The sequence below is a fragment of the Pseudomonas reactans genome, from assembly GCF_013387025.1.
GTDB lineage: Bacteria > Pseudomonadota > Gammaproteobacteria > Pseudomonadales > Pseudomonadaceae > Aquipseudomonas > Aquipseudomonas reactans.
The window spans coordinates 16,088-27,905 of record NZ_JACAQP010000041.1; the positions used below are offsets into that span (position 1 = coordinate 16,088).

Sequence of the window (11,818 nt, forward strand, 5' to 3'; positions counted from 1 at the left end):
CATGCGCACCGAACAACCGAAGATGATCTACCTGAAGGACTATCAGGCGCCGGACTACCTGATCGAAGAGACGCACCTGACCTTCGAGTTGTTCGAGGACCACAGCCTGGTCCACGCGCAACTGGTGATGCGCCGCAACCCTGAGCGCGGCGCCGGTTTGCCGCCATTGGTGCTGGACGGCCAGCAACTGGAGCTGCTGAGCGTGAACCTTGCCGATCAGGAATTGACGGCAGATGACTACCAACTGACCGACAGCCACCTGACGGTACAGCCCAAGAGTGCGACCTTTACCTTGGATACCACGGTAAAAATCCACCCGGAAACCAACACCGCCCTGGAAGGCCTGTACAAGTCCGGCAGCATGTTCTGCACCCAGTGCGAGGCCGAAGGTTTCCGCAAGATCACCTACTACCTCGACCGCCCGGACGTGATGAGCATCTTCACCACCACGGTGATCGCCGAGCAACACCGCTACCCGATCCTGCTGTCCAACGGCAACCCGATTGCCAGTGGCCCCGGTGAAGACGGCCGCCACTGGGCGACCTGGGAGGACCCGTTCAAGAAGCCGGCGTACCTGTTTGCCCTGGTGGCCGGTGATTTGTGGTGTGTCGAAGACACCTTCACCACCATGACCAACCGCGAAGTCGCGCTGCGCATCTACGTCGAGCCGGAAAACATCGACAAGTGCCAGCACGCCATGACCAGCCTGAAAAAATCCATGCGCTGGGACGAAGAAACCTACGGCCGCGAGTACGACCTCGACATCTTCATGATCGTGGCGGTAAACGACTTCAACATGGGCGCCATGGAAAACAAGGGCCTGAACATCTTCAACTCCAGCGCCGTGCTGGCCCGCGCCGAAACCGCTACCGACGCCGCGCACCAGCGGGTCGAGGCGATCGTCGCCCACGAATACTTCCACAACTGGTCGGGCAACCGCGTGACCTGTCGCGACTGGTTCCAGCTGTCGCTCAAGGAAGGCTTCACCGTTTACCGTGACTCGCAGTTCTCTGCCGACATGAACTCGGCCACGGTCAAGCGCATCCAGGACGTGGCGTACCTGCGTACCCACCAGTTTGCCGAAGATGCCGGCCCGATGGCCCACGCGGTGCGTCCGGACAGCTTTATCGAAATCTCCAACTTCTACACCCTGACCGTGTACGAAAAGGGCTCGGAAGTTGTGGGCATGATCCATACCTTGCTCGGCGCCGAAGGCTTCCGCAAAGGCAGCGACCTGTACTTCGAACGCCATGACGGCCAGGCCGTAACCTGCGACGATTTCGTCAAGGCCATGGAAGACGCCAATGGCGCCGACCTGACGCAGTTCAAGCGCTGGTACAGCCAGGCCGGCACGCCACGTCTGGCGGTGAGCGAGTCCTATGACGCCACGGCGAAAACCTACAGCCTGACCTTCCGCCAGAGCTGCCCGGCAACCCCGGACAAGGTAGAAAAACTTCCGTTCGTGATCCCGGTGAAACTGGGTTTGCTGGACGGCAAGGGCGCCGGTATCGCCTTGCGCCTGGCCGGGGAAGCGGCTGTTGGTGCCACGTCCCGCGTGATCTCGGTGACCGAAGCCGAGCAGACCTTCACCTTCGTGGACATCCCGGAGCAGCCATTGCCTTCGCTGCTGCGCGGTTTCTCGGCGCCGGTGAAGTTGAGCTTCCCGTACAACCGCGATCAACTGATGTTCCTGATGCAGCACGACAGCGACGGCTTCAACCGCTGGGATGCCGGCCAGCAGTTGTCGGTGCAGGTGTTGCAGGAACTCATCGCCCAGCATCAGCAAGGCCAGGCCTTGCACATGGATCAACGTTTGATCACCGCGCTGCGCAGCGTGTTGAGCGACGAAAGCCTGGATCAGGCCATGGTTGCAGAGATGCTGTCGTTGCCGGGTGAAGCCTATCTTACGGAAATCAGCGAGGTTGCGGATGTGGATGCCATCCACGCCGCCCGTGAGTTTGCTCGCAAACAACTGTCGGAGAATCTGCACGAAGCACTGTGGTTGCGCTATCAGGCCAATCGCGAGCTGTCCAAGCAGACGCCTTATGTGGCAGCGGCCGAGCACTTTGCCCGTCGTGCGTTGCAGAACATTGCGCTGTCGTACCTGATGCTCAGTGGCAAACCGGAAGTGTTGGCGGCGACCCTCGAACAGTTCGATACCGCCGACAACATGACCGAGCGCCTGACCGCGCTGGCGGTGCTGGTGAATTCGCCGTTCGACGCAGAGAAGGCCCAGGCCCTGGCGGTGTTTGCCGAGAACTTCAAGGACAACCCGTTGGTCATGGACCAGTGGTTCAGCGTACAGGCTGGCAGCACTTTGCCGGGCGGGCTGGGGCGCGTGAAGGCGTTGATGGAGCACCCGGCGTTCACGATGAAGAACCCGAACAAGGTGCGTGCATTGGTTGGCGCCTTTGCCGGGCAGAACTTGATCAACTTCCATGCCGCAGACGGTTCGGGCTATCGCTTCCTGGCGGATCTGGTGATCGAGCTGAATGGCTTCAACCCACAGATCGCTTCACGCCAATTGGCGCCGTTGACCCGCTGGCGCAAATACGACAGCGCGCGCCAGGCGCTGATGAAAGCGGAGCTGGAGCGCATTCGATCGTCGGGCGAGCTGTCGAGCGATGTATTTGAGGTGGTCAGCAAGAGCCTGGCTTAAGCGGGATCGCTGAATGAAAAACGGCCTGTTCGACAGGCCGTTTTTTTTCGCCTCAGATAACCGGCGGGCGAGGGGTGTCCAGGCCGTAGTCGATGGGGAAACGTTCGGCGATGATGCCGTGCGGTACGCCCAGTGGTATAGCGCTGGCGTTGTCGAGGCGGGTGACTTGCTCGGCTGACAACTGCACATTCAATGCGCCTAAGGTGCTGTCCAGTTGGGCGCGAGTGCGTGAACCCAGGATCGGGATCAATGCAGTGGTGGAGCGGCGCGCTTTTTCCCGTAGCCAGGCGATGGCAACGTGGGTTGGTGAGGCTTCCACTTCGGCGGCGACCGCCAGCAGGGTGTCCAGCACGGCGGTTTCACGGGCGCTGTGTTCGGCGTGCACCAGGATCCCGAGTTTGTTGGCGCGGTTGTCGTCCTGGGTGTTGCGGTACTTGCCGGTCAGGAAGCCACCGCCGAGGGGCGACCACAGTGTGGCAGCCAGGCCCAGGGCTTCGGCCATCGGCAGCAGTTCGCGGTCGGCGGTGCGCTCGACCAGGCTGTATTCCACCTGGATGCCGATGATCGGCGCAAAGTTGCGCACTTCGGCCAGCAGGTCGGCGCGGGCAATGCGCCAGGCGGGGAAGTTGGAAAGGCCGGCGTAATGGATCTTGCCGGCGCAAACCAGGTCATCGAGGCCGCGCAAGATCTCTTCCATGGGCGTGACGTTGTCGCTCATGTGCGCCCAGAGCAGGTCGATGCGGTCGGTGTTCAGGCGCTTGAGGCTTTCTTCCACCGAGCGAACCAGGTTCTTGCGGTTGTTGCCGAGCCTGATTGTGCCTTCATCCGACGGCTGGGTGCGCAAGGTGTACTTGGTGGCCACCACCAGGTTGTCGCGTTCGGCGGCGATAAATTCGCCCAGCAATTTTTCGGCCTGGCCGAATTGGTAACCGTTGGCGGTATCGAGGAAGTTGCCGCCGGCCTCAAGGTAACCGTCGAAAATCTGCTTGGCTTCATCGCGTTCGGCGCCATGGCCCCAGCCCGTACCGAAATTACCGGTGCCCAAGGCCAGTTCAGATACCTGCAGACCGCTGCGGCGGCCAAAGACTTTATTGCGCATACAAGGACTCCTGAGGCAGTGATTTTTCTTACATGTTTATCAACATGTATTTAATATGATCGCTATAATTTATTCGGTCAAGGGGCTTTTTTACTGCTGACGTTTTCTGACAGGGGGCTCTGCTAAGCTGCGGGACTTTTCCTTTTTGGCGGGGATTCCCGTGTCGCGAACGACTCGTCTACTGACTTTGCTCCAGGCCCTGCGGGGCAAGAAACGCCCGGTGACGGCTGCCGTGCTGGCGGCGCAGCTGGAGGTGTCCGAGCGCACGCTTTACCGCGATATCGCCGAACTGACTGCATTAGGTGCGCCTATTTTCGGCGAGGCGGGGGTTGGGTATGTGTTACGCAGCGGCTTGTTTTTGCCGCCCTTGATGCTGAACGCCGAGGAAACCGAGGCCATCGTGCTTGGCTTGCGCTACGTGGATCAGCGCGGTGATGACGTGCTCAGCCGCGCCGCCGCCAACGCCCTGGCAAAGATCGCCGACGTGCTCGACCCAGCCGCTCAGGAGGCCCTGCGCAACCCGACGGTGTTGCCGGGGCCGCCAGGCTTCGGTTATCCGGAGAACCGCGTGCCGCTGAATGTGTTTCGCGAGGCCATCCGCAACCAGGCCAAGTTGCATATCGATTACGCGGACGCCAGCCAGACCCAGAGCCAGCGCCTGATCTGGCCCCTGGCCTTGGGGTTCCTGAATGAAGTGCGGGTGATCGTCGCCTGGTGTGAGCTGCGTGGCGCGTATCGCACCTTTCGTACCGACCGCGTGGCGAGTGCCGAGGCCCGTGGCGAGCGTTATCCGGGGCGGCGCAGCGACTGGCTGCGCGGCTGGCGCAAGCTGATGGAGCAGAATGAATCCGGGCCATTCACTCCTGACAAAAACTGACACAACCCTGGCTTAGCATGGCACCACAAATCACCAAGAAAGGAGCTGTGCCATGTCTATTCCTGAGTTGGCACCGGCCATCGTGGCCTATCTCGAAGCCGCCAATGCCCGTGACACTTCGGCTGTCGCCCACTGTTTTGCCGACGACGCCAATGTGTTCGATGAGGGGCAGCATCAGGTCGGTACCGCTGCCATCGCACGCTGGATGGAAGACACTGCACGCCGTTACCAGCCAAGGGTCGAAGTGCTCAAGGTGCAACACCGTACGGGCAAAGTGTTGGTCAGCAACGTGGTGTCCGGCAATTTTCCCGGCAGCCCCTTGGAGCTGCGCTACACCTTTCGCTTGAACGAACAAGGCAAGATTTCACGGCTGGATATTTCCCTGTAGGTCATACTGGCGGGCATGACTTTCGACTCGCCCCTCGCGGCCTACCAACACGCCATCGCTCAACAGGGCTTCGTGGCCGACGACGCCCAGCGCCGCGCGGTGGAAGCGTTGCAAGCCTGCCATGAAGCCTTGCACCAAGGTCGTGCGCCCAGCATGGGCGTTTATCTGTGGGGCCCGGTGGGCCGTGGCAAAACCTGGCTGATGGATCAGTTCTACCAAAGCTTGAAAGTGCCCGCACGCCGCCAGCATTTTCATCACTTCATGGGCTGGGTGCATCAACGCCTGTTTCAACTGACCGGCACGCACGATCCTTTGCAGGCGCTTGCTCGGGAATTGAGCCGTGAGGTGCGGGTGCTGTGCTTTGACGAGCTGTTCGTCAATGACATTGGTGACGCGATTATCCTGGGGCGCCTGTTTCAGGTGATGTTCGAGGAAGGCGTGGTGATGGTCTGCACCTCCAACCAACCGCCAGACCAGCTGTATGCCGAGGGTTTCAACCGCGAGCGGTTCCTACCGGGGATTGCAGCGATACAACAGCATATGCAAGTGATTGCGGTGGATGGGGGAGAGGACCACCGTTTGCATCCGGGTATCGGTATCCAACGCTATTGGATCAATCAGCCCTCCGCGTTGGCTGGTGTGTTCAAGCAATTGGCCGAAGGCCAGCCAGTGCGCAGTGGGCCTGTCGCAGTGGGACATCGCTCCATCGTCGCGGTGCAATCCAGCGATACCGTACTGTGGTGCCGTTATGCTGATCTGTGTGAGCAACCCCTGGCAGCCATGGACTTCATGCTGCTCTGCGATCGATTCAAGGCGATCCTGCTGGGCGAGGTGCCCAACCTCAGTGCGCAAAAACGTCCAGGGCGGATTGCCCGTGGCACCGAAGACGGTGCGCAACGGGTGGAGGCGGGTGATCGCGAGTTGCCCGAATTGTCGGTGCACGATGACAGTGTGCGACGGTTTATCGCCTTGGTGGACGAGTGCTACGACCGTAAAGTGCCGTTGTTCATCGAGGCGCAGGTGCCGCTTGAGCGCCTCTATACCGAGGGTTACCTGGAGTTTCCCTTCCGTCGCACTTTGAGCCGCCTGCAAGAAATGCAATTGCAGCGTTTTTCCTGATGCGTGTGCGAACAAACCCCTGAAACGAACAGTCTCGCCCTTTTTAGAGGCACAACCTACGTGTTTTCAAACGTCTATTTGTAGTTAATCTCCTTCAGTTGGCGGTGCTCCCACGCTTACAATCATGCCCTCAAAGGGAACAGATTCCCTTGTTGCCGTTATCGAGGAAGGAAATGGACACCCCTGACATCCTGGTGCTGCAAGCCAGCTACACCAATACCGTGCATGCCGAAGCCATTGCGCTGTTACTCAATCATTACGCCAAAGATCCCATGGGGGGCGGGCACGGCCTGGACCCGGATTTGCTGGCGCAGTTGCCAGCAGAGTTGGCCAAGCGTGCACATGCGTTCAGCGTATTGGCGTTTGTGAATGGAGAGCCGGCCGGGCTGGTGAATTGTTTTGAAGGATTTTCCACATTTGCCTGCCGTCCGCTGGTCAACGTCCACGACGTGGTGGTGAAGGATAGGTTTCGGGGGCTGGGGCTGAGCCAGAAAATGTTGCAGAAGGTCGAGGAAATCGCTCGTCAGCGCGGCTGCTGCAAAATCACCCTGGAGGTGCTGGAAGGCAATGCGGTGGCTCAGTCGGCCTATCGCAAGTTCGGTTTTGATGATTCGATATTTGATCCAGCGCACGGGCGCATGTTGTTCTGGAGCAAACCGCTTTAATAAATAGCAGGCAAAAAAAGGGCGCCATTCATTAAATGGCGCCAAGTTCACCTTAGCCATAGGAGCAGGATGGTAAAGTGCCGTGCGGTTAAACCCGTTGAATCAAGTGTTCGGTTGTTGCTCGGCGGTGGATTGACCTGCCGCCTCTTTCTTCACGTTCTTCCCATCAGCCTGCGCGGTTTGTTCAGCCGTGCCGTGCGTCTTTTGCTGAATGAACGTGAAGTTGTTGTAGAACTCCTTCGAACGCTCGGAACCGCCTTCGGCAAAGGCTGCGGCGGAGGTCAGGGTCATCAGGCTGGCAAGCACTAGGGTGGAGAGTTTCATGGCAGTATTCCCATTAAGAGTGATCGGTATCCGCTCTGTCCTTGATCAGATTCATGGGGCGAGTTTGGCGTGAGTTTATTAAGTAGGAATTAACGCGAAAAACCCCCGAAGTTAACAATTTCGTTAACTTCGGGTTAAGAAGTCTTACAGCTTCCAGTCCAATGCCAGCGTGATCGAGCGCGGGTCACCCCAATACACGCCATTATAGAAACCAACGCGTTCGTAATATTTTTTATCAAATAGATTGTTGACGTTAACTGACGCCGAAACATGTTCGTCGAACTGGTAGCGCGACATCAGGTTGACCACGGTGTAGGCCTGTTGCGTGATCTTGGTCGCAGTGGTGATGAGGTCGCCGTCCTGATTGCGGCCACCCGTTGGACGTCCGGCAAATGCGTAGAAGTCGCTTTGCCAATTGACCGCGCCTCCCACCGTCAACCCGCGCCATTCACCGGGCAAGCGATAGGCTGTCGACATCTTCAGCAGGTTCATCGGCTGATCGGTGTTGTTGCGTTGCTTATCGCCGTTGAGCGAGTGGGTGTAGGTGTAGCCTGCGGTAAGATTCCAGTCGGGCATCACCTCACCTGACACCTCGACCTCAAAGCCCTGCACCTTATTGCCTTTGCCACCGGACTTGTAGAACTGCTCACGGGTGACCGGGTCGGGTGGGGCGGCATTGTCGAGTTCGGCCACGTTATCCTGGGTGCTCCAAAAGTACGCGGCGGCCAGGTTCAATCGCTCGTTCAGCAGGCTGCCCTTGAGGCCGATTTCGTAGTTGCTGCCCACCACCGGTTCCAGGTATTTCTTGCTGGCGTCGCGTTCGTCCTGCGGGTTGAAGATATCGGTGTAGCTGGCATATACCGTGTATTGCGGCGTCAGGTCGTAGAGTAGCCCGGCGTAGGGCGTCCACATGTCGTTGTGGGTCTGGCGGGTTTTGGGTTGGGGGATGCGCTGGTAATTGGCGTCGTAATCAGCTGGGGTGCTTTCAATTTCCCAACTGCCATACCGGCTGCCCAATACCGCGTGAAGCCTGTCGGTCAGGCTCAGTCGGGTGGCCAGGTACCCGGCCTTTTGTTGTTTGCTTGAGTGTGGCCCCTTGAGCCCGGTGGTACGGTCGGGGAACTTGACGATATTGCCCATGTGTTGCCAGTCAGGGATGGTTTCGTAGCCTTCGGGTGTGCTGTAGCGCTGGTAGGGCGAGGAATCCCTCTGCTGCGACTCCCCATACCCGACCATCAGTTCATGCTCGCGGCCCAGCAGTGTGTAGGCGCCAGCGAGGTTGAAGTCCACGGCATCCATCTTCGATGTGCCGACCATCTGGTTGGTCCAGGCTGTCATGCCGCTGCCGTCAGGATTCGGGAAACCCGCGCCGCCGTAATAGACCTTGCCGTCGGTGTCGCTTTGTCGGTGGGTGTAGGCGGCTTTCAGGCGCCAGTCCTCGGACAGTTTGTGATCGAGCGAGGCAAAGGTGGTCTTGTCCTTCAGCGGCCAGGAACTCCAGTCAGTGGCCATATTGGCGGAGCGCGACAGGCGGGCCTTGCTGCCATCGCTGTTCCAATAGGGCAGTGTGCCCCAAGAGGTACCCTGAACATGCTTGTTCTGATAGTCGAAGCCTACGGCCACCACGGTATCGTCTGTCAGATCGGCCTCGAGGATGCCGTAGCCGACTTCCCTCTGCAGGGCGTAGTTGTCGCGAAAGGACTGGCTGTCGCGATAAGCCATTACCGTACGTCCGCGCAGGCGCCCATCAAATGCCAGCGGGCCGCCCACATCCAGGTAGCTGTAGTAGTTGTCATGGCTGGCACCGCTGACTCCGGTCTTGGCTTGCCACTGTGACGTCGGGCGCTTGCGGATCATGTTGACCGTGGCCGATGGGTCGCCTGCACCCGTGGTCAGGCCGGTCGCACCGCGCACCACTTCGATACGGTCGTAGATGATGGTGTCGGAGTCGGACTTCATGCGCCCAAAGGTATTGAGCATGCCATCCACCTGGAAATTGTTGATGGAGTAGCCGCGCGACGAGTAGCCGGCGCGGTCCGAATCCATGTGCTGGACCGTCACCCCTGTGGTCTGGCGCAGCACATCAGTCAAGGTATTGAGATTGAAATCATCCATCTGCTGGCGAGTGATCACCGAGATCGATTGCGGAGTGTCCTTGACCGACAGGTTCAGCCGGGTGGCAGTGCTCATGGAACCGGTGGTGTAGGCCCCGGTGTGCTCGGTGGTGGCACCCAGGCCTTCGGCGGTGATGCTGGTGGCGCCGAGTTCGAGGGCTTTGTTTTCGGGGTCGATTTCAGCCAGTAGATCCGGGCTCATTGCCACAGTGAACAGGCCGAGGGTGAAGGTCATGGAACGGGTGAGGGGCGCGAACATCGCGGAAGACTCCTTGTCGTCTTTGCGGCCTTTTCGGTGGAAAAGGCCATGGTTCAAAGACGAAAGGAGCGAGGGAACTTTAGGTTTAAACGAGAATGATTATTATCGGCTTGTTACAACGCTGGCTTTTCCTGAAGCACAACGTCGGTGGGGTTCGCTTTTTTCGGCTTGATCAGGCTGAAATCGATCAACGGCTTCTGCTGACGCTGATAGGGATTGCCGATCATCTGCGGGCGCGGCGTAAAGCTGTCACTCACCAGGCTTTTCGTACGATCCAATTCCTTGAAGCTCAGACCGGCAAGATCAGCCCAGGTGTGAATCAACTGCGAACTGCTGTAGGGCCGCTGTAAATCGCCGGCAAAGCTCCAGTCGTGGGTTTCCCGCCATTTTGGTGAGGCGTAGGCCATGAACGGAATGGTGTACATCGGCGCGGTCGGCTTGGCTTCGTTGCGCCCCAGGGTGGCGTGGCCCGCTGAGTCAAATACGTCTTCGCCATGGTCCGACAGGTACAACAGGAAGCCGTTGGGATCGGTCTTGGCGTAGTCCTTGATCAGACTCGATACCACGAAGTCGTTGTACAGCACGGCGTTGTCGTAGCTGTTGTAGGTCGGCAGTTGATCGTCGGTCACGCCCGCCGGTACGCCTTGGCGGTCAGTGAATTTGTCGAAGGTCGGCGGGTAGCGGTACTGGTAGCTCATGTGGGTGCCCAGCAAGTGGACCACAATAAATTTACGTTCCGCAGGATCAGCCAACGCCTTGGAAAACGGTGCCAGCACATCGCCGTCGTATTGGCGGGCGTTCTGGTTGCGGTTGTTGTTCAGGTACACCTGTTCGTCGGCCTGTTCGGAGAAGGTCGTGAGCATGGTGTTGCGTTTGGTCATGGTCTGCTGGTTGGTGATCCAGTAGGTCTTGTAGCCTGCCTGTTTCATCACGCTGACAATGGATGGCGTCTTGAGGTACAGGTCAGGGTTTTCTTCGTCGGCGAAGGTCAGGACCTGTTGCAGGGCTTCGATGGTGTAGGGGCGCGGGGTGATGACGTTGTCGAACACGGCTAATTGATCGCGCAGTTTGTCCAACTCAGGCGTGGTGTTGCGCGGGTAGCCGTAGAGGCTCATGCGCTGGCGGTTGGTCGACTCACCGATGACCAGCACCAGGGTGGACGGCTGGCCGGCCATGGTGTCCTTCAGGTTGGTCAAGGGTGGAATCTGGCTGGCGCTGTCGAGCATGCCTTGCATGTTGTCCAGCTGCTCGGTGTAGCGGCGGTAGGCGACGATCATCTGCCACGGCACGGCGGGTTCGATGCGCGACTCAAAGCGGTCTAGGGCGTCGCCAAGGGTGTCGCTGCGGGCGATCTGTTTGACCAGCGGGTAACCAATGATGCCCACCAGGATTGCGGTCGCCGCGATCAGCGCCTGGCCACGCGGCAGGTACACCGGTCGTACACGAGTCCAGAGGAAAATAGCCACGGCGGTGTGGGCCATGAACGCCAGCACGATCCACCAGGCGAAGTATTGGGTCGCGTATTCGCCGGCTTCAGAGATGTTCGACTCGAACATGATGAAGATGACGCTCTGGGAAAACTCCTGCTGGTAGATGAAGAAATATCCCAGGCTGGCCATGGAGCAGGCCCACAGGACGACGCCGATCAAGGCGGCAAGCAAGCGCGTACGACGAGGGAAAATCAGCAGCGGCGCCAGCCAGATCGCACTCATGAAGAACGCTTGGCGAAAACCACTGAAACCGGCAGTGCCGCTGAGTTGAATCAGCAGTTGGGTAATACCCGAGAAGTACCAGAAAAACAGGAACAGCCAGCCAAGGCCGGCCCAATCAAAGCCTTTCGCAGACTTGGTGCTGCGTTCGAACATCGCCATCCAGCGCTCCAACCCGATAATTTTCAGTTGACGCGCGGGGGGCGCACGCAACAGAGGCCGCCCATGCATGGGGTGGCCCTTCGGGCAGGAGTATCGGGAGGGGTATGTGAAAACTTTGTGAGATTTTTGTAGGTGTAATCTTACAAAGCGATGACAGGGCTTAGCAAAGCGCTGGCTGGGCGCCGGAAGGCTGATCCAGCTGGGCTTGGATGATGTGCGAGCGCAAGCGCAAGACTTCCTGCTGCAGCTGTTCGCGTTCGTCTTTCAACTGGCGCAGCTCATCGCGTCGAATGTTGACGTAGAGGGTCTGTGGCGGACGATTCATCTGTGCAGTGCTCATTGCTTACCTCGCAAATAGCCGGTGTGTCGCGGTGTGCCAGAACGCTTGAGTCGAGGTTCTCGGCAGCAGTCAGGACAATTCTGAATTCTTTTTGCGAGCAATG

At 58.9% G+C, this 11,818-nt stretch carries 10 protein-coding genes; 5 read left to right on the forward strand and 5 right to left on the reverse strand.

Annotation, left to right across the window (positions count from 1 at the left end; genetic code table 11):
• The first annotated feature begins 1 nt into the window (after position 1).
• On the forward strand, positions 2-2,659 hold the full coding sequence (pepN, locus tag HX793_RS27840; RefSeq protein ID WP_177062310.1) for an aminopeptidase N: 2,658 nt from the start codon (positions 2-4) through the stop codon (positions 2,657-2,659).
• Positions 2,660-2,711: 52 nt separating this feature from the next.
• Here pepN and HX793_RS27845 read toward each other — a convergent pair whose 3' ends face one another.
• The gene (locus tag HX793_RS27845; protein WP_177094433.1) at positions 2,712-3,758 is read right to left on the reverse strand and encodes an aldo/keto reductase; all 1,047 of its coding nucleotides are present in this window, start codon (positions 3,756-3,758) and stop codon (positions 2,712-2,714) included.
• 160 nt (positions 3,759-3,918) lie between these two features.
• Between HX793_RS27845 and HX793_RS27850 the strand changes: the two genes are divergently transcribed.
• From HX793_RS27850 to HX793_RS27865, 4 genes are all read left to right on the forward strand, one after another.
• The gene (locus HX793_RS27850; protein WP_177053001.1) at positions 3,919-4,635 is read left to right on the forward strand and encodes a helix-turn-helix transcriptional regulator; all 717 of its coding nucleotides are present in this window, start codon (positions 3,919-3,921) and stop codon (positions 4,633-4,635) included.
• A gap of 52 nt (positions 4,636-4,687) precedes the next feature.
• Positions 4,688-5,023: a nuclear transport factor 2 family protein gene (locus tag HX793_RS27855; RefSeq protein ID WP_016979423.1), complete on the forward strand. Its 336-nt coding sequence runs from the start codon at positions 4,688-4,690 to the stop codon at positions 5,021-5,023.
• Positions 5,024-5,038: 15 nt separating this feature from the next.
• Positions 5,039-6,142 (forward strand): cell division protein ZapE, encoded by a 1,104-nt coding sequence (zapE, locus tag HX793_RS27860; RefSeq protein WP_177053002.1) that lies wholly within the window; start codon positions 5,039-5,041, stop codon positions 6,140-6,142.
• A 173-nt stretch (positions 6,143-6,315) separates the two neighbouring features.
• Positions 6,316-6,807: a GNAT family N-acetyltransferase gene (locus tag HX793_RS27865; protein ID WP_177053003.1), complete on the forward strand. Its 492-nt coding sequence runs from the start codon at positions 6,316-6,318 to the stop codon at positions 6,805-6,807.
• A gap of 102 nt (positions 6,808-6,909) precedes the next feature.
• On the opposite strand, the gene HX793_RS27870 is transcribed toward HX793_RS27865, so the two are convergent.
• The 4 genes from HX793_RS27870 to HX793_RS27885 all read right to left on the reverse strand — a co-directional run bounded on the left by HX793_RS27870 (position 6,910) and on the right by HX793_RS27885 (position 11,715).
• Entirely contained in the window at positions 6,910-7,131 is a 222-nt protein-coding gene (locus tag HX793_RS27870; protein ID WP_177053004.1) for a hypothetical protein, read from the reverse strand.
• 144 nt (positions 7,132-7,275) lie between these two features.
• Complete coding sequence (locus HX793_RS27875; protein WP_177053005.1) at positions 7,276-9,504, reverse strand: TonB-dependent siderophore receptor; 2,229 nt, start codon at positions 9,502-9,504, stop codon at positions 7,276-7,278.
• 113 nt (positions 9,505-9,617) lie between these two features.
• A complete protein-coding gene (locus tag HX793_RS27880) occupies positions 9,618-11,375 on the reverse strand; it encodes a phosphoethanolamine transferase CptA (protein ID WP_016979418.1) in 1,758 nt (585 codons plus the stop codon).
• 160 nt (positions 11,376-11,535) lie between these two features.
• Complete coding sequence (locus tag HX793_RS27885; RefSeq protein ID WP_218646205.1) at positions 11,536-11,715, reverse strand: DUF6026 family protein; 180 nt, start codon at positions 11,713-11,715, stop codon at positions 11,536-11,538.
• Positions 11,716-11,818: the final 103 nt, after the last annotated feature.